This is a genomic window from Sinorhizobium sp. CB7, from assembly GCF_041357635.1.
Classification (GTDB): domain Bacteria; phylum Pseudomonadota; class Alphaproteobacteria; order Rhizobiales; family Rhizobiaceae; genus Rhizobium.
The window spans coordinates 181,800-204,198 of sequence record NZ_JAULLL010000008.1 but is presented as its reverse complement, the minus strand read 5'-3'; the positions used below and the strand labels follow the sequence as shown (position 1 = coordinate 204,198).

General features: G+C 58.5%; 23 protein-coding genes and 1 pseudogene. 20 read left to right on the top strand and 4 right to left on the bottom strand.

Annotated features, from left to right (window positions below; all coding sequences use genetic code 11):
- Positions 1-59 precede the first annotated feature (59 nt).
- The 10 genes from AAE029_RS16930 to AAE029_RS16885 all read left to right on the top strand — a co-directional run bounded on the left by AAE029_RS16930 (position 60) and on the right by AAE029_RS16885 (position 9,683).
- Positions 60-800: an SDR family NAD(P)-dependent oxidoreductase gene (locus tag AAE029_RS16930; protein WP_371074029.1), complete on the top strand. Its 741-nt coding sequence runs from the start codon at positions 60-62 to the stop codon at positions 798-800.
- A 270-nt stretch (positions 801-1,070) separates the two neighbouring features.
- Positions 1,071-2,462: a cysteine--tRNA ligase gene (gene cysS / locus AAE029_RS16925; RefSeq protein ID WP_371074028.1), complete on the top strand. Its 1,392-nt coding sequence runs from the start codon at positions 1,071-1,073 to the stop codon at positions 2,460-2,462.
- Positions 2,459-2,932 (top strand): GFA family protein, encoded by a 474-nt coding sequence (locus AAE029_RS16920; RefSeq protein WP_371074027.1) that lies wholly within the window; start codon positions 2,459-2,461, stop codon positions 2,930-2,932. The genes cysS and AAE029_RS16920 overlap by 4 nt, the downstream gene beginning before the upstream one ends.
- Positions 2,908-3,420: a GFA family protein gene (locus AAE029_RS16915; protein WP_371074026.1), complete on the top strand. Its 513-nt coding sequence runs from the start codon at positions 2,908-2,910 to the stop codon at positions 3,418-3,420. Before AAE029_RS16920 ends, AAE029_RS16915 begins: the two co-directional genes overlap by 25 nt.
- A complete protein-coding gene (locus tag AAE029_RS16910) occupies positions 3,413-3,889 on the top strand; it encodes a GFA family protein (protein ID WP_371074025.1) in 477 nt (158 codons plus the stop codon). The genes AAE029_RS16915 and AAE029_RS16910 overlap by 8 nt, the downstream gene beginning before the upstream one ends.
- Positions 3,886-4,845 (top strand): prolyl aminopeptidase, encoded by a 960-nt coding sequence (pip, locus tag AAE029_RS16905; protein WP_371074024.1) that lies wholly within the window; start codon positions 3,886-3,888, stop codon positions 4,843-4,845. The genes AAE029_RS16910 and pip overlap by 4 nt, the downstream gene beginning before the upstream one ends.
- Positions 4,846-4,877: 32 nt before the next feature.
- Entirely contained in the window at positions 4,878-6,494 is a 1,617-nt protein-coding gene (gene cimA / locus AAE029_RS16900; RefSeq protein WP_371074023.1) for a citramalate synthase, read from the top strand.
- A gap of 315 nt (positions 6,495-6,809) precedes the next feature.
- Positions 6,810-7,958 carry an acyltransferase family protein gene (locus AAE029_RS16895; protein WP_371074022.1) on the top strand — a complete coding sequence of 383 codons (1,149 nt, stop codon included), beginning with the start codon at positions 6,810-6,812 and terminating at the stop codon, positions 7,956-7,958.
- A gap of 210 nt (positions 7,959-8,168) precedes the next feature.
- Positions 8,169-9,080, top strand: a complete 912-nt coding sequence (gene rarD, locus AAE029_RS16890) for an EamA family transporter RarD (RefSeq protein WP_371074021.1) — start codon at positions 8,169-8,171, stop codon at positions 9,078-9,080.
- Between the two features lie 366 nt (positions 9,081-9,446).
- Positions 9,447-9,683: a hypothetical protein gene (locus AAE029_RS16885; RefSeq protein WP_371074020.1), complete on the top strand. Its 237-nt coding sequence runs from the start codon at positions 9,447-9,449 to the stop codon at positions 9,681-9,683.
- 313 nt (positions 9,684-9,996) lie between these two features.
- On the opposite strand, the gene AAE029_RS16880 is transcribed toward AAE029_RS16885, so the two are convergent.
- Positions 9,997-10,620, bottom strand: coding sequence for a TIGR00730 family Rossman fold protein (locus AAE029_RS16880; RefSeq protein WP_371074019.1), 624 nt, complete (start codon positions 10,618-10,620; stop codon positions 9,997-9,999).
- Between the two features lie 154 nt (positions 10,621-10,774).
- Here AAE029_RS16880 and AAE029_RS16875 point away from each other — a divergent pair, with 154 nt between their 5' ends.
- From AAE029_RS16875 to AAE029_RS16855, 5 genes are all read left to right on the top strand, one after another.
- Complete coding sequence (locus AAE029_RS16875; protein ID WP_371074018.1) at positions 10,775-12,784, top strand: LysM peptidoglycan-binding domain-containing protein; 2,010 nt, start codon at positions 10,775-10,777, stop codon at positions 12,782-12,784.
- Between the two features lie 412 nt (positions 12,785-13,196).
- Complete coding sequence (locus AAE029_RS16870; RefSeq protein ID WP_371074017.1) at positions 13,197-15,083, top strand: ABC transporter ATP-binding protein/permease; 1,887 nt, start codon at positions 13,197-13,199, stop codon at positions 15,081-15,083.
- A gap of 205 nt (positions 15,084-15,288) precedes the next feature.
- A complete protein-coding gene (locus tag AAE029_RS16865; RefSeq protein ID WP_371074016.1) occupies positions 15,289-15,987 on the top strand; it encodes a phosphatidylserine decarboxylase in 699 nt (232 codons plus the stop codon).
- A gap of 16 nt (positions 15,988-16,003) precedes the next feature.
- Complete coding sequence (pssA, locus tag AAE029_RS16860; RefSeq protein ID WP_371074015.1) at positions 16,004-16,864, top strand: CDP-diacylglycerol--serine O-phosphatidyltransferase; 861 nt, start codon at positions 16,004-16,006, stop codon at positions 16,862-16,864.
- A 329-nt stretch (positions 16,865-17,193) separates the two neighbouring features.
- On the top strand, positions 17,194-17,337 hold the full coding sequence (locus AAE029_RS16855; protein ID WP_371074014.1) for a hypothetical protein: 144 nt from the start codon (positions 17,194-17,196) through the stop codon (positions 17,335-17,337).
- A gap of 10 nt (positions 17,338-17,347) precedes the next feature.
- Here AAE029_RS16855 and AAE029_RS16850 read toward each other — a convergent pair.
- The 3 genes and pseudogenes from AAE029_RS16850 to AAE029_RS16840 all read right to left on the bottom strand — a co-directional run.
- A pseudogene (locus AAE029_RS16850) lies at positions 17,348-17,948 on the bottom strand (LysE/ArgO family amino acid transporter); the annotation flags it as partial.
- 47 nt (positions 17,949-17,995) lie between these two features.
- Positions 17,996-18,760, bottom strand: coding sequence for an SOS response-associated peptidase (locus tag AAE029_RS16845; protein WP_371074013.1), 765 nt, complete (start codon positions 18,758-18,760; stop codon positions 17,996-17,998).
- A gap of 148 nt (positions 18,761-18,908) precedes the next feature.
- Positions 18,909-19,235, bottom strand: a complete 327-nt coding sequence (locus tag AAE029_RS16840) for a YnfA family protein (protein ID WP_371074012.1) — start codon at positions 19,233-19,235, stop codon at positions 18,909-18,911.
- Positions 19,236-19,429: 194 nt separating this feature from the next.
- On the opposite strand from AAE029_RS16840, the gene AAE029_RS16835 reads away from it, so the two are divergent.
- The 5 genes from AAE029_RS16835 (at position 19,430) to AAE029_RS16815 (ending at position 22,372) form a co-directional block, all read left to right on the top strand.
- Positions 19,430-19,846 carry an NUDIX hydrolase gene (locus AAE029_RS16835; RefSeq protein WP_371074011.1) on the top strand — a complete coding sequence of 139 codons (417 nt, stop codon included), beginning with the start codon at positions 19,430-19,432 and terminating at the stop codon, positions 19,844-19,846.
- A gap of 44 nt (positions 19,847-19,890) precedes the next feature.
- Complete coding sequence (locus AAE029_RS16830; RefSeq protein WP_371074010.1) at positions 19,891-20,340, top strand: TIGR02301 family protein; 450 nt, start codon at positions 19,891-19,893, stop codon at positions 20,338-20,340.
- Between the two features lie 103 nt (positions 20,341-20,443).
- Positions 20,444-20,701 (top strand): hypothetical protein, encoded by a 258-nt coding sequence (locus AAE029_RS16825; protein WP_371074165.1) that lies wholly within the window; start codon positions 20,444-20,446, stop codon positions 20,699-20,701.
- A gap of 16 nt (positions 20,702-20,717) precedes the next feature.
- Positions 20,718-21,455 carry a hypothetical protein gene (locus AAE029_RS16820; protein ID WP_371074009.1) on the top strand — a complete coding sequence of 246 codons (738 nt, stop codon included), beginning with the start codon at positions 20,718-20,720 and terminating at the stop codon, positions 21,453-21,455.
- Between the two features lie 74 nt (positions 21,456-21,529).
- A complete protein-coding gene (locus tag AAE029_RS16815; protein WP_371074008.1) occupies positions 21,530-22,372 on the top strand; it encodes a folate-binding protein YgfZ in 843 nt (280 codons plus the stop codon).
- Positions 22,373-22,399 lie beyond the last annotated feature (27 nt).

Below are 22,399 nucleotides of genomic sequence, written 5' to 3'. Positions count from 1 at the left end.
TTGTGAACTGGGCGAATGAGCGCGCCCTTCTTTTCTTGGCGAATACGGAATAACGAAGCATGAGCGTCAATCTGAAGGATAGAATCGCACTGGTGACCGGTGCGTCGCGTGGAATTGGTTATTTCACGGCGCTGGAACTCGCCAGGGCTGGCGCCCATGTCATCGCCTGCGCCCGCACCGTCGGCGGCCTTGAGGAACTCGACGACGCCATCAGGGCGGTTGGCGGATCCGCAACGCTCGTGCCCTTCGATCTCTCGGATATGGAAGCGATCGACCGGCTCGGCGCCTCGATCTTCGAGCGCTGGGGCAAACTCGATATACTTGTCGCCAATGCCGGAATTCTTGGCGTGATCTCGCCGATCGGCCACGTCGAGGCCAAGGTCTTCGAGAAAGTCATGACCATCAACGTGACGGCGACATGGCGGCTGATCCGTTCCGTCGAGCCGCTGCTGCTGCGCTCGGATGCCGGTCGCGCCGTCATTATTTCCTCGGGCGCAGCGCACAAATGCCGCCCCTTCTGGGGCCCCTATTCGGCGGCGAAGGCTGCGGTCGAGGCTCTGGCCCGGACTTGGGCCGGCGAAACGCAGCGAACCAACCTGCGCATCATCAGCGTCGATCCGGGACCGACCCGCACCGCGATGCGGGCGCAAGCCATTCCGGGCGAGGATCCCGACACGTTGCCCCATCCTTCCGAAGTGGCGCTATCCATCTTGCCGCTCGCCTCTACCGAGATGACTGAAACGGGCAAGCTTTTCGTCGCGCGAGAGAACAGGTTCGCGGATTATCGCCTGCCGGAGTGAGTTTCCCCTCGCCGAACCGACACAAATATCCGTCGCCGCGCCAGCGGTTCTTTGCGTTAGCGAATAGCAGTTCTCGCCTCTTGACCAATTTCTGCAGTCAGGCGATAAAGCCGACCATGAAAACGGTTATCTGCATTATTTGCCGGAAGATCATTCGCTAGCGCTCGCGCTGGTCTGGCCGTTTTCGTCTCCCAAATCCGCAAGATGACAAACGTCCCGGCCAGCCGGGGACGATATTTTTACCACTCTGATGCATTTGGGAGAAGTGGAATGGACGGGAAACCGGAACTTAAGCTGTACAACACGCTGACACGCGAGGAGGTCGCTTTTGCGCCGATCGATTCGCAGAACGTCCGCATGTATGTCTGCGGTCCGACCGTCTATGATTTCGCTCACATCGGCAATGCCCGCCCGGTCATCGTCTTCGACGTGCTGTTCCGGCTGCTGCGCCATGTCTATGGCGAAAATCATGTTACCTATGTCCGCAACATCACCGATGTCGATGACAAGATCAACCGGAGGGCGCTGCGCGACCATCCGGGGCTGCCGCTCAACGAGGCCATCCGTGCAGTCACCCGGACAACCGAGCAGCAATTTCTCGATGATGTGAAGGAGCTCGGCTGCCTGGAGCCGACTGCGCAGCCTCGCGCTACCGAGAACATTGCGCAGATGATCGAGATGATCGAGACGCTGATCGCCAGGGGCCATGCCTATCAGGCTGCCGGCGAGGTGCTGTTCGATACGACGTCCATGGCCGATTACGGTCAGCTTTCGAAGCGCAATCTCGACGAGCAGCAGGCGGGCGCCCGCGTCGCTGTCGATGCGCACAAGAAGAACCCGGGCGACTTCGTGCTCTGGAAACTCTCCAGTGACATTGAGCCTGGGTGGGAAAGTCCCTGGGGTCGTGGCCGCCCGGGCTGGCATATCGAATGCTCCGCCATGAGCAAACGCTATCTCGGCGAGGTCTTCGATATCCATGGCGGTGGGCTGGATCTCATCTTTCCTCACCACGAAAACGAGATCGCGCAGTCGCGTTGCGCGCACGGCACGGATGTTATGGCGAATGTCTGGATGCACAACGGCTTCCTGCAGGTCGAGGGCCGCAAGATGTCGAAGTCAGAGGGCAATTTCGTCACGATCGACGAACTGCTGCACACGGAGAAATTCGGCGGCCGCCGATGGCCGGGCGAAGTGCTTCGGCTTGCGATGCTGATGACGCATTATCGGGAGCCGATCGATTTCTCGGTGAAGCGTCTGGAGGAGGCCGAACGCCTGCTTGCGAAATGGCCTGCAGCGGACGCATCGGGCGTAGCACCGGATGCGGCCGTCCTGTCGGCGTTGGCCAATGATCTCAATACGGTCGCGGCCATCCAGGCCTTGCACTCACTGGCGCAATCGGCCAATGCCGATCCGGCCGCCCTTCCCGTTTTTGCCGCAAGTGCCGCCCTTCTCGGCGTACTGCCGCAGAAAAAGGAATTGGACGAGGCGGTCGCATCCGAGATCGATGCGCGCGTCCGCGCACGGCTTGAGCTCCTGAAGGCGAAGAATTTTGCCGAAGCCGACAAAATCCGCGAGATACTTCTTTCCGAGGGGATTCAGCTGAAGGATGGAAAGGATCCTCAGACGGGCGAACGTGTGACAACTTGGGAGGTGAAGAGATGACGACCTATACCGGCGGCTGTCAGTGCGGAGCGATCCGGTTCCGCGTCGACGGCGAACTCAAGGATTCCTCGATCTGTCACTGCCGCATGTGCCAGAAGGCCTTCGGTGCCTATTATGCGCCGCTCGTTTCCGTGCGCGGCGCGGAGCTTCAATGGACGCGCGGCGAGCGTAAAAGATTTCGCTCCTCCAATCTGGTCGAGCGCGGCTTCTGCGCGGACTGCGGCACGCCTCTGACCTATGAGGCGCCGGACGGTATCGCGATCGCGGCAGGCGCTTTCGATGATCCCTCCGCGCTGCCACCGGTCATCCAATACGGCATCGAAGGCAAGATCTCCTTTACCGACACATTGCATACACTTCCCGGAATGCGGACCGCGGAGGATGCTGCGACGCCCTTCGTTCTCGAAATCGTCTCCTACCAGCATCCTGACCACGATACACAGGAATGGCCGCCGGAGACGCGCCCGTGACGACAGGAGCCACCCGTAGCGGGGGCTGTCAATGCGGTGCGGTCAGATACCATGCTGCAGGCGAACTCCGCTACCCGCATCTTTGCCATTGCCGCATGTGCCAGAAGGCGGCCGGCAATTATTTCATGCCTCTCGCCGCTGTGATGCGTTCGGACTTCATGCTGACGCGCGGCGCTCCCAGCTGGTTTCAATCCTCGAAACTGGTTCGGCGCGGATTTTGCAGCAAGTGCGGCACACCGCTTTTCTATGACATTTTCGAAGCGGATTTCATCAACATCACGCTCGGCTCCCTGGACGATCCCAACGCCGTCAAACCCGTGATGCAGTCGAATACGTCACGAAAGATGTCTTGGTTTCATGAGCTCGACGGCCTGCCACGGGAGCCGGAAACCGACGCGCCCGTTCGCGAAGCAACGATCGCAGCAACCAGCTGTCAGCACCCCGATTGCGATACCCAAACCTGGCCAGCGGAGAACAAGCATGAGTGAAACCATTCAAACAGGTGGCTGCCAATGCGGCGCCGTGCGTTTCCGCACCCGCGGTGAGCTGGGGCGGGCATCCATATGCCATTGCCGGATGTGCCAGAAAGCCTTTGGCGGCCTTTTTGGTCCGCTCGTCACCGCGCCGAAGGATGGCCTGGAATGGACTCGCGGAGAGCCCACGTACTTCCAATCCTCCGTCAATATCGAGCGCGGCTTCTGCGGGAATTGCGGTACGCCGCTGACTTACCGGCATCCGGACGGCATAGAACTCTCGATCGGTTCCTTCGACGACCGCAGCGATCTCGCTCCGAAGATTCAGGTGAACTTTGCTTCGCGCATCCCTTGGGTTACGACGATATTCGACCAGCCCGCTCGCGACGACGCGGAGGATGTCGCCCGGCAGGAACGCATCATATCCTTCCAGCATCCCGATCACGACACGGAACACTGGCCCTCTCAAGGATTCAAAATATGACTGAAATTTTGCGCACGCTTTATCCTGAGATCGAACCCTATGCCTCCGGCCACCTCGATGTCGGTGACGGCCATGTCATTTACTGGGAACGCTGCGGAACGCCGGGGGCAAAGCCAGCAGTCTTCCTGCATGGCGGGCCGGGTGGCGGCATATCGCCAAGCCACCGTCGCCTGTTCGATCCTGCGCTCTATGACGTCCTGCTCTTCGACCAGCGCGGCTGCGGCAAGTCCACGCCACATGCCGACCTCAACGCAAATACAACCTGGCATCTGGTTGCCGATATCGAGCGCCTACGGGAAATGGCCGGTGTCAAGAAGTGGCTGGTCTTCGGCGGCTCCTGGGGGTCGACGCTGGCGCTTGCCTATTGCGAAAAATACCCCGAGCGCGTTTCCGAACTCGTTGTGCGCGGCATCTATACCCTGACCAAGGCGGAGCTTGACTGGTACTACCAATTCGGCGTCTCGGAGATGTTTCCGGACAAGTGGGAACGCTTCATCGCACCTATCCCTCCTGAAGAGCGCCATGAGCTCATGCAGGCCTATCACCGCCGCCTGACGCATGAGGACAAGGCTGAGCGCCTTACCGCCGCCAAGGCCTGGAGCATCTGGGAAGGCGAGACCATTACGCTGCTTCCCGAACCATCGACCAGCGGCAAGTTCGAAGAAGCGGAATTCGCGTACGCTTTTGCGCGCATCGAAAACCATTTCTTCGTCAATGCCGGCTGGATGGACGAAGGCCAGCTCATTCGCGACGCACACAGGCTGAAGGATATTCCGGGCGTGATTGTTCATGGACGCTACGACATGCCCTGCCCGGCCAAATACGCCTGGGCGCTCAGCAAGGCCTGGCCGAGAGCGGAGTTCCATCTGATCGAAGGCGCGGGCCATGCTTTTTCTGAGCCGGGCATCCTCGACCAGCTCATCCGCGCCACCGACAAATACGCAGGCAAACAATAAGGCTATCATCGCCGCCACGAGACCGAAGCATCATGACACGCGAGAAAATCTACCTCTTCGACACGACACTGCGCGACGGGCAGCAGACCCCCGGTATCGACTTTTCGGTCGAGGACAAGATTGCGATCGCGGACATGCTGGACGAGTTCGGCCTCGACTATGTCGAAGGCGGATATCCAGGCGCCAATCCCACGGACACCGCCTTCTTCCGCCAAAAGCGCACAACCAGGGCTTCCTTCGTCGCGTTCGGCATGACCAAGCGCGCCGGCGTCTCCGCCTCGAACGATCCGGGACTGGCCAGTCTCCTGCAGGCCGAAAGCGACGCCATCTGTTTTGTCGCGAAGAGCTGGGACTATCATGTCGAAGTCGCGCTCGGCTGTACCAACGAGGAAAACCTCGAATGCGTTGCGGAGAGCGTCAAGGCGGCGATCGCAGCGGGCAAGGAAGCGATGGTCGACTGCGAGCACTTTTTCGATGGCTACAAGGCAAATCCCGCCTATGCGCTCGCCTGTGCCAAGACCGCTTATGACGCAGGCGCGCGGTGGGTCGTGCTCTGCGATACCAATGGTGGAACGCAGCCGCCGGAGATCCGCACGATCGTGGAAGCGGTGATCGCGGCCGGCATTCCTGGAAGTTCGCTCGGCATCCATGCCCATAATGACACCGGGCAGGCGGTTGCCAACTCGCTCGCCGCCGTCGAAGCAGGCGTACGTCAGATCCAGGGTACGCTCAACGGCGTCGGCGAACGCTGCGGCAACGCCAACCTCATAACACTCATCCCTACGCTGGCGCTGAAAGGCACCTATAGCGACCGCTTCGAAACGGCGATCGATACGGAACGGCTGGTCGGCCTGACCCGTCTCTCACACGCATTCGACGAGTTGCTCAATCGCTCGCCGGATCACCAGATGCCCTATGTCGGCGCGTCTGCCTTTGCGACCAAGGCCGGCATCCATGCCTCCGCGCTGCTCAAGGACCCACGTACCTACGAGCATGTCCCGCCGGACAGTGTTGGCAATTTCCGCAAGGTCATGGTGTCCGACCAGGGCGGGAAGTCGAATTTCATCAATGTGCTGAAGCGGCGCGGCATCGAGGTATCGAAAGACGACCCAAGGCTAGACCGGCTGATCTCGATCGTGAAGGAGCGCGAGGCATCCGGCTATGCTTACGAGGGAGCGGATGCGAGCTTCGAACTGCTTGCACGCCGGACCCTCGGCACCATCCCGGAATTCTTCTCCGTAGATGGCTTCCGCGTGATGATCGAACGGCGCTTCGACTCCCATGGCCGCCTAAAGATCGTCTCGGAAGCCGTCGTGAAGATCACGATCGACGGGCATACGCTGATGTCGGTTGCAGAAGCGGAAGGCCCGGTCAATGCGCTCGACCTGGCGCTCCGCAAAGATTTCGGCAAATACCAGCATGAAATCGATGATCTCGTGCTCGCTGATTTCAAGGTCCGGATCCTTAACGGCGGGACTGAGGCCGTGACCCGCGTCTTGATCGAATCCACCGATAGCGATGGCGTACGCTGGTGGACGGTCGGCGTCTCCGAAAACATCATCGACGCTTCGTTTCAGGCATTGATGGATTCGGTCATCTACAAACTGATGAAAAACCGCCACATGGCGGGAAAGATCGCAGCCGAGTAGGCAATTTTCCGGTCATGCTGCTCATGCCCTCCTTTGAGAAGGTTGTCACCTCCTGCGTCGACCGCTGGGAACATTGCACGCGGTTTTCGGGTAGCATTCCGATCTAACCTTTTGATTCAGAGACGGAATTCAGATGTCAGGTCGGTTCGACCCGACTCTAGCCGTACTTACTACGTGCATATTCCAATGCGCCATGATTTGCCCAGGATCCGACTTCATAGAAGCAATCAATTTTTCCGGCTTTGCATTGTGCATTGCAGCACACCCGGCTATGTTCCGGGCCGACGCCTCAACCTCAACCAGAAGGAATTCTTGATGATCATTGAGGGCAAGCGGATTGAGTGCCTGGACGGACTGCGCGGTCTTGCGGCCCTTTGGGTCCTCCTCGGTCATAGTTCCCAATTGACTGGCTGGCGCATACCAATCCTTTCGTCGCCGGACCTCGGAGTGGACCTCTTCGTCATGCTTTCCGGCTTCCTCATGGTGTTTCACTATGAGCTTCGAAAAGAAGCAAATCCCTGGGAAAAGCCGTCGACCTGGTTCGGATTCTGGCTGAAACGGTTCTTCCGCATTGCTCCCCTTTACTATGTCATGCTTAGCGTCGCCCTGATACTCGGGCCGATGCTCTATGATAGCCGCATGATCATCGATCACTTTCTGGGTCACAACCCTCAGCTGTCGGAACGATATCTCGACGGCTCGCTCCGCAATTTCCTGATGCATGCGAGCTTTTTCTTCGGCTTCTTTCCCAGCTATGCCTTCAGGACTCCGCTGCCGGATTGGAGTCTGGGTCTGGAGATGCAGTTCTATGCCGCATTTCCATTCATCATGCTGCTGATGCGGAAGTTCCGCTGGCTCGTGGGCGCTGCCCTGGTCGCTTTTGTCGCGTTCCTCTTTGCGACGATCATGCACGCTGCCCACATCGGGTTTCCGATGCCATCCTTCCTGCCGTTGAAGCTGCATGTTTTCCTGTGCGGCATGTTGCTTGCCAATGGTTTGTTCACGAGCCCCCGCCAGAGCTTTGCCAGCGCCATCCTCGCTGTCGCTCTCGTGATGATCCCAATCGGTGGCGCGATGACGCCAGGAAGGGTCACGGTAAGGGTTCTGCTTGTCGTCGGCTTTTTTGCACTCGTTCATCATCGGATGCTGCCGGGCGTCGCCGGACGCATTGGCGAGCGAATTTCCACGCTTCTCGGCAACAGGTTTTCACACTGGCTCGGCGAGCTTTCATTTGGTGTCTATCTCATCCACCTGATCCTGCTTCAACCCATCGCGGCTTTCATCATCCAGCATTTGGGCAACGACATTTCAGCGCCAATACGGTTTCTCATGACCATCGTGGTTCTGATTCCACTCTCATATGCCCTTGCCTATCTGGGCTTTACCCGTGTGGAGATGCCAGGACAGAAGGTTGGACGTCGGGTGCTGGACAGCGTCGGCCGGCGGTTGCTGAAAACTGTCTAGTTGCGGCGAGACATTCAAAGTGCTTCGAGGCTCCTCGGTCGCGGAAGCCTCCGTCTTCTGTATTTCCCTTGGCGAGCATCCTCTTGGCGATCCATATGCGCTTCTTCTTGAGGAAACAGAGCTGAATGTAAGCTTCACTGAAATGAATTGGCCTATTCGCGATCGTTAGGTTAATCGGGATCAGAACAAGAACAAAGATGGAAACACCCGATGTCTGCCGATATTGCCGCTCCGGAAATCAGGAACGAAGATAGTCCACGCGGATTTGCCTTTGCACTTGCTGCCTACCTGCTTTGGGGATTTCTGCCTTTCTACATGAAGGCGGTGGCACATATTTCACCTGCCGAAGTGATCGCTCATCGTGTCGTCTGGTCCGTACCGATAGCCGGCATCATCCTATTGTTCCTCGGCCGCACGGGGGACGTCAGAGAGGCGCTGCGTTCGCCACGCACGCTCGCCATGGCATCGCTGACGGCGGCGCTCATCACCGTGAATTGGGGAACCTACGTCTGGGCAATCGGCGCCGGTCACGCCCTCGATGCAGCGCTCGGCTATTTCATCAACCCGCTCTTCAGCATTTTCCTTGGCGCAGCGCTGCTTAAGGAACGGCTGCAGCCGACGCAGATCGCAGCGATTGCGCTTGCCGGGGTGGCCGTCATCGTTCTCGCCTTCGACAGCGGCGGTATCCCATGGGTGGCGCTCTGCCTCACGGTTAGTTGGGGTTTTTATGCCTTCTTCCGCAAGACGCTGCCGGTTGGCCCCAACCAGGGCTTTTTCCTGGAAGTGCTGATCCTTGCCGTACCGGCCCTGCTCTATATTCTCTACCTCGAAAGCGGCGGCACCGGCCATCTTTACCGGACTGGCCTTGTCGACACCGCGCTTCTGGTCGGCTGCGGTTTTGTGACCGCCATTCCGCTGATGATCTATGCGAACGGAGCGAAGCTCCTTCGTCTGTCGACGATCGGCATCATGCAATATATCGCGCCGACCATGATCTTCCTGATCGCCGTCCTCATCTTCAAGGAGCCGTTCGGTACGGCCCGCATGATCGCCTTCCCGCTGATCTGGGCGGGGCTGGCGCTCTATAGCTGGTCGATGCTGATGCAGAGCCGTCAGCGCTAGGTGCGGTTGTACGCGTTTGCGACAAGCGGAAGGGTGCAACCGAAATTGCCAGGAAACTCGGCATTGACCACGCCCGCGTTTGTGACTAAGGGACGCCCGGGCCGCATCGCTCGTACGAGCCAATGTGACAGCTATCCTGACGCCGCTACGACCATTGCACAACCCGCACCCTAGGGTTAGCGAGAGCAACCATTTACCACTTTTAATTAATCATGTTTTTACGCTCTGGATACTAATGACAGCTGATTCATGTGCGGCAGCAGCTACACAATCGAAACGAACACAAACCGCCGGAAATGAGCACACCGGCCTGATGAGACGCTCGGTAGCCGGGAAAATTATGTATAGACTTCAGGGTAAAATGAGATGAGTTTGCGCGAGCAAATACTTCAGGCGCGGGCAAGCCTCGGGGCAATTCAATCCGATCTCGAAGAGTGGGAAAAGACGCCAGAGTGGGGTCGGAACTCGGAAGAAGTATCGATGATGATCGATGAGGGAATGAAGGCCATACAAGCCATTCGACAGGCCAAAGTAGCGCTAAACCGAATGCTAAAGCTGGTGAAGGATGGCAACAACTACGACGAGATGGCTGAAAGCAACTAACTGCGTGGGGAACGCCGCTTCAACAAGCCGCCGACCGGACGGCAAATCACCTTGAAGCAAGGCGCAGGTCGGCCAAAACCGATCTCAATGATACTGCCCAGACTCGTTCGGTAACGTCGGGGATGGCGAGTGCGACTGCCTCGGCATCCTGCAAGTTCGGAGGCTGGCAGCCGATGATTCTCTCCTTCAGCGCTTTTCTTCTCGGCGACCGTCTTTAAGAGCATTCTGCGCTCAAATGGCGTCCCTTGGATGCTCTGAAATGAAAGAGCTAAAGCATCCTTGCGCGTCATATTTGACGCATGGTCCCGACTCTTCAGAGTTTCGATATGACCGCGTCCTCGCCGCCGCGGTCACCGGTGAGCTCGCCTGCGCGCTTCACGATTGCCGGAACGATGTCCTCTATGCGATCGATCAAAAGCGGCTGGACCCGATGCGCCGTATGCAGGAAACCTTCCTCGGCCATATGGCGCAACAGCTCCATCATCGGATTCCAGAAGCCATCGATATTGGCGAAGATCATCGGCTTTTCGTGCTGGCCGAGTTGCGCCCAGGTCATGATCTCCACGATTTCCTCGAGCGTGCCGATCCCACCCGGTAACGCCACGAAAGCATCGGCACGCTCGAACATCGCGTGTTTGCGCGTATGCATGTCCGGGGTTATGATGAGTTCGCTCAACTGGCCGAGCGAATGACGAGTCGCTTCCATGTCGACCAGGAATTCGGGGATGATGCCGGTCACCTGACCGCCATGGGAAAGAACGCCACCGGCGACTGCTCCCATGATGCCCTTTGTGCCGCCGCCGTAAACGAGACGCAACCCGCTTTCCGCGATCGCCTTACCGAGAGCCCGGCCTGCGGCCATGTGAACGGCATTGTGTCCGGGGCGGGAGCCGCAGTAGACGCAAATGGATTGAATCGGCGCAAATAGATCTGTCATGGAGGCAAACAACTATGCTGCAGGTACGCAGTCAAGAAAATTGAAGGAAAACTTACGCTTCGACGTTCGGCATTAGCTGAGGATGCTTGTAAAAGCGCCGGAAATCGTTAGCAATTTCCGAAGTCATGGCGAATTCGCCGCCTGGAGAGGAATAATGATGAAAAACCGTGCCGGCTTGCTGGCCATCGTGGTTCTCGCAGTTGCTACCATCCTTATGGTTTTTTTTGTTCTGCCGCGAATTGGCGACAGCACGAAATCAGTCGGTGATGCCATCAACGAGGCCGGCACCGAACTGAAAAACACTGTCACGGAGGGCACGAAGACCGCTCGCAACGCAGCCTCCATTGCCCGGGAGACCACGGAAAAACTTGGCAGCCTCTCCACTGACGCAGGCAAGGCTCTTTCTGAACTTAAGGCGCTCTTGTCGGACGGCAAGGGTCCGCCGGCCGATGTTTTCGCCGCCGCCAAGACCAAGACCGAGACGGCTCTGAAGGCCATTGTCGATTTTGCCCCTCCGGACGATGCAGATTCGGCAACAGCCGCGCTGGTCGCCAAGGCCCGTGACGGCGCATCAAGAGCGCTCGCCATCATTCAGTCGATGCCCGAAAACATCGTCGATGCACTGGCGGCCATCGCGAGAGCGGAAGCGGCGCTTACCGGCGCTCCCGAGCCGCAACAACAGGCTTCCGCCCTAACGGACAACGGAGAGGTTGTTCCCAGATTTGACGTCCTGCGAGTCGAGCCGGACGGCTCCACCGTCATTGCCGGATCGGCAGAAGCAGGTTCCAAGCTTGAAATTCTCGACGGTCAAAGGGTCGTCACGACAACGGATGTCGGAGAGAGCGGTGATTTCGCAGCCGTTCTCGACAAACCGCTGCCTGCCGGCGATCACCAACTCGTCCTGAGGGCAACCGGCAAGGACGGAAAAAGCATAATCTCCGACGAGGTCGCGACGGTTTCCGTGCCGCAAGCAGGCGGTAGCGGGCTTCTTGCCATGGTTACCAAGCCAGGAGAGGCGAGCCGCATCATCACGGCTCCGACGGCAGCGCCGACAACGGAGACAGCCGCAGCTTCCCCAGCGCCGGCAGGTAGTGATGTAAGCGCGGCCGCCGGCACATCGGCTCCATCGAATGAGGTGGCGGCCGTGCCAAATTCAAGCAGCGACATATCCCCGGCGCCTGATGCCGGCGCAGGTCAACCGAGTGCGGCCGCTCCAACCGAGACGCCTGACGTAAGGGTCAACGCCGTGGAGATCGAGGGCAGCAAGATCTTCGTCGCAGGCTCGGCCCGGCCGAACGCCAGGATCCGTGCCTATGCGGATAACCAGTTCATCGGGGAAACGCTGGCCGGACGCGACGGGCACTTCGTGATCGATGGCGTCATGGCTCTTTCCGTCGGAGATCACAGGATCCGCGTCGATGTCCTTGACGCTGGTGGCAACGTGCTGGTGCGAACTTCAGTCAACTTCAATCGCCCCGCAGGCGATCAGGTCACCGTCGCGGCGGGCGACAGCAGCGGTGCATCGCTGGCGATAGTGCCGCTGGATGAAGGAGAGCTCGGCAAACTTAAGGAGGATGCCGTCAAAGCATTTGCGCTTTTGAAGGGGCTTTTTGTCGACGGCAAGCTGCCGGGCGACGAACAGCTGGCTGCCGCCCGCTCGGCGACCGAGATCGCGCTTCGCTCGCTTGCCGAATTCCATCCGGCGGCAGACGCGAAGGAGGCTTTCAAACAGGCAGCTACTTCCGCTTCCCAAACGGCCGCGCGTGCACTCGGCGTCCTGCAGACGGCGCCAAAGGATGCCAAGGCGGTCGGCGATGCGCTGGATAGAATCGACGCCATGATCACTTCGCTCACGGTGAGCAAGCCCGCGCCGGAAGCAACCGTCGAAATGTCCGGTGGCGACGCCGAACCGAAGACCTTTGAGCAAGCTCCCCTCGAGGCCAGCAACGGCGCTGTCATTATCCGTCGCGGCGACACGCTCTGGCAGATTTCCAGGCGTTTCTATGGTCTCGGCGTACGCTACACGACCATCTATGTGGCCAACGAAGACAAGATCCTCAATCCGGACCGCATCCGGCCGGGCCAGGTCTTCGGGCTGCCGAAGGAAGCGCTGCCGAACGCCGAGGAGTTGCACCGCAAGCGGATGTCTGGCGGACATCTGTAAGGTCGTGATGGGGCCAATGTAACCCGGCCGGGCGATATCTCGCCCGGTCGCTCTTTTCCTCGGCGGAAGAAATAGTGTATTCGTCCGACCGGCATTCGCCCGGTTGCGGTAGCGATCATGCCCGACCGGAAGACGCTGCGTCCCGCGGAGTGGATTCCAGTCTGTTTTCTTGTTTCGGCCTACTGCATGTTTCCTTAAATCGGAACTGATTTAAGGATAAAAACATGCAGCAATTCAAAGTACTACAGCGACCTTTGTGCGTCTTATAAGAGGCACGGCACTACATCAAAAGCTTGAGCGGGATGTCGCCCGAAAACCGCACATACTTTTCGGGATCCCGCTCTCGACGCATTCGCACCGCGAGCGACAGGCAAGGCGCCGTATAAGCCGCTGCACGGGCTGGAGAATCGATATGGCAGACGGCAGAAAGACGATCTCGGCGGATTCCAAAAATCCCCTGTGGACCCTTATCAATCTCTGGCCCTATATGTGGCCTGAAGGTCGCCTCGATCTTAAGATGCGTGTCGTCTGGGCGACCGTCTATCTCCTGATCTCGAAATTCGTCCTGCTACTCGTCCCCTTCTTCTTCAAATGGTCGACTGACGCCTTGAATGGCAGGATCGACTTATCGGGTACCCTTCCGACATATCTGCTTGGCGCGACGGCTCTGATCATCGCCTACAATGTGACGCGGCTCCTGCAGCTCGGTCTCAACCAGCTCCGCGACGCGCTCTTTGCCAGCGTCGGCCAATATGCTGTCCGCCAGCTTGCCTACAGGACATTCGTCCATATCCACTCGCTGTCGCTGCGCTTCCATCTGGAGCGCAAGACCGGCGGACTTTCACGCGTCATCGAACGCGGCACCAAGGGGATTGAGACCATCGTGCGCTTCACGATCCTCAATTCCGTTCCGACGGTGATCGAATTCCTGTTGTCGGCAATCATCTTCTGGCGTGGCTACGGCTTTTCTTATCTCGCCATTACGGCCCTCACCGTCTGGGCCTATACCTGGTTCACCATCCGGGCAAGCGACTGGCGTATCGCCATTCGCCGCTCGATGAACGACAGCGACACCGAAGCCAATACCAAGGCGATCGATTCGCTGCTCAACTTCGAAACGGTCAAATACTTCGGCAATGAACAGATGGAAGCGAGCCGCTTCGACAAGTCGATGGCACGCTACGAAAAGGCTGCCACCGACGTCTGGACTTCGCTTGGCTGGCTGAACTTCGGCCAGGGCGTTATCTTCGGTCTCGGCACCACTGTCATGCTCGTGCTTTCGGGACTGGCGGTGCAACGCGGCGAGCAGACCGTCGGGGACTTCGTCTTCGTCAATTCAATGCTGTTGCAGCTTTCCGTGCCACTGAACTTCATCGGCTTCGTCTATCGTGAAATCCGGCAAGGATTGACGGATATCGAGGCGATGTTCGACCTTCTCGAGGTCGAGCCTGAGGTCAGCGATGCGGAAGACGCCAGCGATCTGACGGTCCGTCAGGGCGCCATCATCTTCAAGGACGTGCATTTTGCCTATGATCCGGCGCGTCCCATTCTCAAAGGTATTTCCTTCGAGGTTCCCGCTGGCAAGACGGTTGCCGTTGTCGGCCCGTCGGGCGCAGGCAAGTCCACGCTGTCGCGCCTCCTCTATCGGTTCTACGACGTTCAGGCGGGTGCGATCACCATCGACGGACAGGACATCCGTTCGGTGACGCAGAAGAGCCTGAGGATGGCGATCGGCATGGTGCCGCAGGACACGGTGCTCTTCAATGACACGATCGCCTATAATATCCGCTACGGAAGACCGGCGGCGAGCGACGCTGAAGTCTCGGCGGCAGCGGAAGTAGCGCAGATTGGTGAGTTCATCCGGCACCTGCCGGAGGGATACGACACAAAAGTCGGAGAACGCGGGCTGAAGCTTTCAGGCGGCGAGAAGCAGCGTGTAGCGATCGCGCGCACGATCCTGAAGGCACCCCCGATCCTGATCCTGGACGAAGCGACATCTGCGCTGGATACAACGACGGAGCGCGAGATCCAGGCTGCCCTCGATGTGGTTTCCAGGAACAGGACGACACTCGTCATTGCCCACAGGCTCTCGACGGTCATCAGTGCCGACGAGATCATCGTGCTCAAGAGCGGGGAGATCGCCGAGCGAGGGACACATGCTGCGCTTCTCGAAGAGAACGGCCTTTACGCCTCCATGTGGAACCGTCAGCGCGAAGCCACACAGGCTGAGGAACATCTTAAAAATGTTCGCGAAAGCGATGACATGGGCGTCATCATGCGGCTTGCACCGGCGGACTGATCCCCCGTCGCCACGGCTTGCGAGCTACTACATGTTTCCTTAAATCGGAGCCGATTTGAGGATAAAAACATGCAGCAATTCAAAGTGCTACAGCGACCTTTGTGGTTCTGATAAGACGCACGGCGCTGTAGGAGCGCGCGGCATTGCTCCGGGACGCGTTTCCCTGTAGTGCAGCGAGGACGAAGATCAGAGGAGTTCGCCTTCCATGAGTTTGTTCAATACCATCCGCAACACGATCGTTCCGGTGCATAAGGAGGGCTATCCCTTCGTCGCCGGCTTCTTCGTCGCGTCGCTGGTATTGGGGTGGATTTTCAAGCCGCTGTTCTGGATCGGCCTGATCTTGACGCTCTGGTGCGCCTATTTCTTCCGCGATCCAGAGCGTATCGTTCCCCAGGATGACGATCTCGTGCTTTCGCCGGCGGACGGCAAAGTCTCGTCCATCCAGATGGTCATGCCGCCTGCGGAGCTCAATCTCGGCAATGAACCGATGCTGCGCATCTCGATTTTCATGAACGTCTTCGACTGCCATGTGAATCGCGCGCCCATGCGCGGACGCATTCTCGATATCGTCCATCGCGAAGGAAGTTTTGTTAACGCCGAGCTGGACAAGGCGAGCGAACAGAACGAACGCAATGGTCTGGTCATAGAGACACGCCACGGCCAGATCGGCGTCGTGCAGATTGCGGGCCTCGTGGCGCGGCGTATCCTCTGCTTCGTCAACCCGAACGACCCCGTGGATGCCGGCGAACGCATTGGCCTCATCCGCTTCGGCTCGCGGCTCGACGTTTTCCTCCCGACAGGAGCAGCGTCGCGGGTTTCGCTTGGCCAGACGGCAATAGCCGGCGAGACTATCATCGCGGAATTCGGTTCCGCCAAGGGACCTGTGCTCGGCCGCCGCAGCTAAGGTCAGGAGCGCTGAGATGGAGACACCTTTTCCCCCTTTCGAGCCGAACGGCCCCAATGACGCCGCCCGCGGTCCGCGCCTCAGGGAAATCCCGCTTCGGCTTATCGTTCCCAATCTCATCACCGTGCTTGCCATCTGCGCGGGACTGACAGGCATTCGCCTCGCTTTCGAAAACCGCTACGAACTTGCCGTGGCGATGGTGCTGCTCGCAGCCTTTCTCGATGGCGTCGATGGCCGCGTCGCCCGCTTAATGAAGGCGACGTCGAAGTTCGGCGCGCAGATGGATTCGCTTGCCGATATCGTCAATTTCGGGGTTGCACCGGCTCTCGTTGTCTATGTCTTCGCACTCGACCAGGCCCGTTCGCTCGGCTGGATCGCGGCTCTCATCTATGCCATTGCCGCAGGTCTCAGGCTCGCGCGCTTCAACGTCATGGCGGAGCGGGAAACGAAAGCCACGTGGCAATCGGAATATTTCGTCGGCGTTCCGGCGCCGGCTGGCGCCATGCTGGTTCTCCTGCCGGTCTATCTCGGCTTTCTTGGTGTTACGCCCGATCGTCTTTTCGCCTATGGATCGGCAGTCTATACGGTCTTCATCGCCTTCCTGCTGGTCAGCCGCCTGCCCGTCTGGTCAGGAAAGTCCGAAACCAGCCGGATCCGACGCGATCTTGTTCTGCCGATCATGCTTGGCGTGGTCATCTATGTGGCGCTTCTCATGAGCTACACCTGGGAGGTCATGGTGGTGACCGTCGCCGCCTACCTCTTATCCCTGCCCTTGGGAGCTCGTTCCTGGCAGCGTAAATATGGAACTTACACCATAGAAGGGCCAACCGAAGCCGAAGTTGACGAGGCGGAAGACGATATCGGACGTCATATTTGATCGTGTTGAGCCGGGGCCGTGCCATTGCACACCGTACGTCTTACAAGACGCAAAAAGGCCGCGGCAGCACTTTCGACCGCTGAATGGTTTCATCCTGAAATGGGCCTCGATCCAGGGAACCATGCAGCAGGGCTGTTATTAATCTTAACGCTCGCATAACCTTTTTTAGCGATATCTTACACAGACAGGCCTCGCGCCAGCCTCGCGGATTATGGTGACCGTTCACAAATCCTGATTGATCCGATCCCGTTTCCGTCAAGATCTGCGACGAGAATCAAGTCATTAGAAAATAAAAAGACTGATCTAGGGACCACGTAAGGAGTGTAAGTGTGACCTTCAAGAAAGAGAGCGCCGCGCCGCAGAAGCCGGCAAAGATCGACCTCAGTACGCATTATCGTCCACTTGGGCTGAAGGCTGTTCTTGCAGCCCATCTGATGCTGAAGGACAAGCCGAAGCAGAAGGAGCCTGCTTAGATCGCGCTAAGAAACGCGTGAGCAGGCTGATGGCAAGCAGGTTCATGACCATCCCGATGATGACATCCAGGACCCGCCAGGCGGCGGGTTTTGCAAAAATCGGCTGCAGTAGCCGCGCGCCGTAACCAGCGCGAAGAACCAGACGAAAGACGCCGCCGCGGCGCCCATTCCATAAAAAATCCGGCCCTTGCCCTGGTAGGCCGCTGAAAGGCTGCCGAGAAGAACGACCGTATCCAGATAGAGGTGCGGATTGAGGAATGTGAAGGCAAGGCAAGTCGCAACTGCAGCCTTGAGGCTCATACCCTCCGCAAGTCCTGCCTTAAGTGCAGGGGCCCGGCCGCACGGCGAAACGCCATGATTCCATAGGTCCCCAGAAAAGCTGCGCCGCCGGCGGTAACGACGGAAATGAGCATTGGCGAGCGCGAGACGAGCGTTCCAAGACCGCCGATCCCGGCGGCGATCAGCAGGGCATCAGAAAGCGCACAGATCAGGCAAAATACGAAGACATGCGAACGCAGCAGCCCCTGGCGAAGGATGAACGCATTCTGAGCGCCGATCGCGATGATGAGCGAAGCGCCGAGGAGGAAACCGGACAAGGCGGCAGAAATCAATGGCATGAGGAGTATCCGGGAAAGTGCGGGATGTGGCGGAAGACTCGTCAAAGAAGACTGAGCTGGCCATCGTCCGGCCTCACGCGACTTTGCGGAGCTGGAGGTTTTTCAATGGCGATCGGTATCTGCAGATCCGGCCCCATGTTTGCAACCTTGTTGACGCGATCGGAAATCGGGATGGCCTCGAAAAAATCCTCATCGGCCTGCGTCATCAAATCGGCAACGTCGCGCGGCTCCTGGGTTTTGCAGTCGAGCCAGCGGGAAAAATCCTCCTGCCTTATGACCACCGGCATCCGATTGTGGATCGCCGAGATCGCAGTATTGGCGGAAACAGTCAGGATTGCGCCGGTATCGACTTCAGAACCGTCGGCCGATGACCAGGTTTCCATGAGGCCCGCAAAGGCGATGATGCCGCCTCGTCTCGGGCGGATCCAATAGGCCTGCGCCTTTTCACCGTTTTCGTTCGATGGACGATGCCACTCGTAAAAGCCTGAGGCTGGCACGAGAACGCGGCGGTGGCGCATGGCCGCCCTGAACGAGGCCTTGCCGATCGCGGTTTCGGCACGGGCATTGATCAGCAACGGAAATTCCTTTGGGTTCTTCACCCAGGAGGGCGTCAATCCCCAGCGCACAAGCAGTGCGCGGCGATCGGGCAGATTGCTGCCCCTCTCCTGACGATCCCCGGCAATGACGACGAGGATCGGCTGTGTCGGCGCAATGTTATAGCGCGCGGGAAAGTCTTCGGCTCCTATAAGACCGAACAACTCCGCCACATCCTTCGGTCCTGCCGTCAACGCAAATCGTCCGCACATCCAGGTCTCTTTGCACCTCGTATTGTCATGGTCAAGAAGCCTAGAGCATCCTGCGTCCAAGTGGAAACACTTGAACGCAGAAAAGATGCTCTAGAATTAAAGGGTTAGAGCGTCCTTAGCGCGTCCTAGCGGACGCGAGGCGCACTAGTCAGGCCCGCGGCCCGAATAGGATAATTGCCGTTCCCGCAAGGCAGACGAGCGCGCCAGAAATATCCCATCGATCCGGCAGGCGGCTTTCCACGATCCAGAGCCACAGGAGGGATGCAACGATGTAGATTCCCCCGTATGCGGCGAAGGTCCGCCCGGCCACCTCGCTCGGGACCAAGGCCAGCAACCAGGCAAAAAGTGCCAGCGATACCATTCCCGGCGCCAGCCACCAGATCGGCTTGGCCAATTTCAGCCAGGCCCAGAATGCAAAACAACCCGCGATTTCAAAAAGAGCAGCGAGCGCGTAGAGGACATAGATATAGGTCATTCAACGATTTCTATTTTACCGACAGGCCTTGGCCAGATATGGGCGCCCGCGTCCGGCAGCACCAGAACGCTCGATCATTTTGGATCTGCAAGCGGGAAATGATACTCACAACAGAGGATCTCCCCGCAAGACGGAGATATCAATTTGTCAAAATTCGATCCTGACTAGTGCATCCCCCACTGATGGTGTCAATCATGTCTCCACACCCCGATCCTGCCTCCTCAGCCATCCTCGAGCGCGACGGCCGTTTTCTTCTGGTGCTCCGGCGCAATCCGCCATCAGCCGACATGTATGCCTTCCCGGGTGGCAGGGCCGAGCCGGGCGAAACGCCCGCGGAAACGGCTCTGCGCGAATTCACCGAGGAGACGGGAATCATTGCCCGCAATCCTCGCCTCTTTGCGACTTACGACCTCAAGAGCCACGCGGCCGACGGCAGCCTCAGCAGCCATTTCTTTCTGTCGGTCTTCACTATCGAGGCGGAGGCGGACGCGATTGCCGAAGCTGCCGACGACGCCGCCGACCTCGGATGGTATACGCTTGATGAAATTCGCCGGCTTCCTGTGCCACAAAGCGTTCTCGAATGCGCAGAACGCCTCGCGATCAAGGAATAATAACGTGGAAAAGCGGTGCGGCTGCCTTGTTCCGGTCACGCTTGATGGTATCAATTAGGAACATGATTCTTGGGCGACGCCTGTTTTGCGCATTTCTCTTCCAGGTCCTGTGCCTGACGGCATCGCCCGTTTTTGCGCAGCCGAATGAGCCTACGGCGACACAACCCGGTGCCACTGGCGATAGCGATACTGCGCCCTATGACGACCGGCTCACAAGGCTCGCCGAGGTGCTGGGATCAGTGCATTACCTGCGCAATCTGTGTGAGAGCGGCAGAAATGACGATTGGCGCGCGAAAATGCAACAGCTGCTGGATTCCGAGGCCAACAATGAACCGCAGCGAAAGGAAAGGCTAACGGCCGCGTTTAACCGCGGATACCGAACTTTCGCTTCAGTTTATACAACTTGCACGGTATCGGCCATTGCAGCGGAGGAACGCTACCGTAACGAAGGTGCAACACTCGTAACAGAAATCACATCCCGTTACGGAAATTAACGAATTATTAACCCCTTTTTTCGGGTAGCCGTGTCGTTTTGGGAAAAGGCTGCTAGAGTTGTTAACGGACAAGTAAGGGCATGCCCGTTTTGAGGATAGAATGATGGAACAAAGCCTCAACGACATCGATGATATGATCGTTCACGAGAAGATGCAGGCCGCTCTGGAATACCAGAACGAAGCCTGGGCCGATGGTATGGCCGATGGCATCGAGCCGGAGATCATTGCCGATGCCGCCATTGCCCATGCAATCCGCGAAACGATCCGTCGACATGGCGAAGGCAGCGCGGAGGCCTTGCTCGAATCATTGCGCGAACGCATTCTCGCTGGTGAATTCTCCCCGAACCGCACCCTGCAATAGGATCCAGAGATCTCTCATGCGCACGTTAAAGGGCAATGCTCAGCAGCGCTCGATGTTGCCGGTCGTCATCACCGCGGCTTTTGCGACAGTCAGCATTCTTTCTCCCCTGCCCGCCTATGCCCTTTCCGAATTGCACACGATTCCCGGCCAGGCTGAAGCCCAGGCAGCGAATGAGAAGGGTGAAGCCCCGCCCAGCGAGCCCGCCATGCCGTCGCCGGATCCGCTGGTCAATCAGGAGCAAAGCGGCGACATGACGCCGAGCGCACAGGAGAGCGATAATTCCAAACCGGTCGAGGTAATCTACGACATCAGCAAGGTACCCGAGCCGGTCCGCCACTTGCGCGAGATGATGGTCGAAGCGGCCGCATCCGGCGATATCGAACGTCTACGTCCGCTGATGAGCCCCGGACCGAACCAGACCCAGGTGATGGTTGGCGAGGCCAGTGACGATCCGGTCTCGACCCTTAAGGATCTTTCGGGCGACTCGGAGGGCATGGAAATTCTTGCCATCATGCTCGACATCCTTTCTACCGGTTTCGTGCATGTCGGCCAGGGAACACCGGACGAGATGTATGTCTGGCCTTATTTCGCCGAGAAGGACCTAAAGACTCTGTCACCACCGGAAAAAGTGGAGTTGCTGCGCATCGTCACCGCCGGTGACCTTTCCGACATGCTGGAATTCGGCGGTTACAATTTCTACCGGATCGGCATCACGCCGGACGGAAAATGGAAATTCTTCACCGCCGGTGATTGAACACGCCGTCCTGCTTGCGGTTTGAGCCGCGAGAACTTACCTGTGAACAGCAGATGAACGTGACGGGTCGACCTATGCCAGCCGTATTCTTGAAAGACCGCTCCCTTCTTCGCGTCGGCGGTTCGGAAGCCGCGGCCTTTTTGCACAATCTGATCACCACCGACGTGGTTTCACTGCCCATCGATGACGCGCGTCCGGGCGGACTGCTGACGCCGCAAGGCAAGATTCTGTTCGACTTCATGATCTGGCGCGAAGGTGATGATTTCATTCTGGAAGCCGACATCGGCCAGCGCGACGGGCTATTGAAACGCCTCACCATGTACAAGCTGAGGGCTGCTGTCGAGATTGCCCCGGTGGCACAAGATGGCGTGACGGTGTCCTGGGGCATGGACACCCCTCAGGTAGGCGTGAAGGACAGCCGCTTCGCAAGGGCGGGAATTGCGTTGTATAGGCGTGTTGGCATGCATGGCACAGACAGCGAGGCGCTCTACGACGCGCTTCGTATCGCCAATGGCATCGCCGCTTCCGGGCGGGATTTCGATCTGCAGGATGCCTTTCCGCATGACGTATTGATGGATCTGAATGATGGCCTCTCCTTCCGTAAAGGCTGCTATGTCGGCCAGGAGGTCATCTCGCGCATGCAACACAGAGGCACCGCGCGTCGACGTATCGTCATCGTGGCGGGCAAGAGCGATCTGCCGATGACGGGCACTGCCATCACAGCGGGCGGTAAGTCGCTCGGAACGCTGGGTTCGGTCACTGGCAGACAGGGCCTGGCTATCCTGCGCATCGATCGCGCTGGTGAGGCAATGGCGAACGGCATGCCGATCCTTGCAGGCGACAGCCCGGTATCGCTTTCATTGCCCGCATGGTCCGGTCTCGCCTTCCCATCCAGCGCCGACGAGGCAACGGCGTGACAAATACAGGCTTACCTCGCGCCTGGC

Coding starts and splice junctions, on each gene's coding strand:
- AAE029_RS16930 (WP_371074029.1), top strand. CDS start 60: ATGAGCGTCAATCTGAAGGATAGAATCGCACTGGTGACCGGTGCGTCG.
- cysS (WP_371074028.1), top strand. CDS start 1,071: ATGGACGGGAAACCGGAACTTAAGCTGTACAACACGCTGACACGCGAG.
- AAE029_RS16920 (WP_371074027.1), top strand. CDS start 2,459: ATGACGACCTATACCGGCGGCTGTCAGTGCGGAGCGATCCGGTTCCGC.
- AAE029_RS16915 (WP_371074026.1), top strand. CDS start 2,908: ATGGCCGCCGGAGACGCGCCCGTGACGACAGGAGCCACCCGTAGCGGG.
- AAE029_RS16910 (WP_371074025.1), top strand. CDS start 3,413: ATGAGTGAAACCATTCAAACAGGTGGCTGCCAATGCGGCGCCGTGCGT.
- pip (WP_371074024.1), top strand. CDS start 3,886: ATGACTGAAATTTTGCGCACGCTTTATCCTGAGATCGAACCCTATGCC.
- cimA (WP_371074023.1), top strand. CDS start 4,878: ATGACACGCGAGAAAATCTACCTCTTCGACACGACACTGCGCGACGGG.
- AAE029_RS16895 (WP_371074022.1), top strand. CDS start 6,810: ATGATCATTGAGGGCAAGCGGATTGAGTGCCTGGACGGACTGCGCGGT.
- rarD (WP_371074021.1), top strand. CDS start 8,169: ATGTCTGCCGATATTGCCGCTCCGGAAATCAGGAACGAAGATAGTCCA.
- AAE029_RS16885 (WP_371074020.1), top strand. CDS start 9,447: ATGAGTTTGCGCGAGCAAATACTTCAGGCGCGGGCAAGCCTCGGGGCA.
- AAE029_RS16880 (WP_371074019.1), bottom strand. CDS start 10,620: ATGACAGATCTATTTGCGCCGATTCAATCCATTTGCGTCTACTGCGGC.
- AAE029_RS16875 (WP_371074018.1), top strand. CDS start 10,775: ATGATGAAAAACCGTGCCGGCTTGCTGGCCATCGTGGTTCTCGCAGTT.
- AAE029_RS16870 (WP_371074017.1), top strand. CDS start 13,197: ATGGCAGACGGCAGAAAGACGATCTCGGCGGATTCCAAAAATCCCCTG.
- AAE029_RS16865 (WP_371074016.1), top strand. CDS start 15,289: ATGAGTTTGTTCAATACCATCCGCAACACGATCGTTCCGGTGCATAAG.
- pssA (WP_371074015.1), top strand. CDS start 16,004: ATGGAGACACCTTTTCCCCCTTTCGAGCCGAACGGCCCCAATGACGCC.
- AAE029_RS16845 (WP_371074013.1), bottom strand. CDS start 18,760: ATGTGCGGACGATTTGCGTTGACGGCAGGACCGAAGGATGTGGCGGAG.
- AAE029_RS16840 (WP_371074012.1), bottom strand. CDS start 19,235: ATGACCTATATCTATGTCCTCTACGCGCTCGCTGCTCTTTTTGAAATC.
- AAE029_RS16835 (WP_371074011.1), top strand. CDS start 19,430: ATGTCTCCACACCCCGATCCTGCCTCCTCAGCCATCCTCGAGCGCGAC.
- AAE029_RS16830 (WP_371074010.1), top strand. CDS start 19,891: ATGGTATCAATTAGGAACATGATTCTTGGGCGACGCCTGTTTTGCGCA.
- AAE029_RS16825 (WP_371074165.1), top strand. CDS start 20,444: ATGGAACAAAGCCTCAACGACATCGATGATATGATCGTTCACGAGAAG.
- AAE029_RS16820 (WP_371074009.1), top strand. CDS start 20,718: ATGCGCACGTTAAAGGGCAATGCTCAGCAGCGCTCGATGTTGCCGGTC.
- AAE029_RS16815 (WP_371074008.1), top strand. CDS start 21,530: ATGCCAGCCGTATTCTTGAAAGACCGCTCCCTTCTTCGCGTCGGCGGT.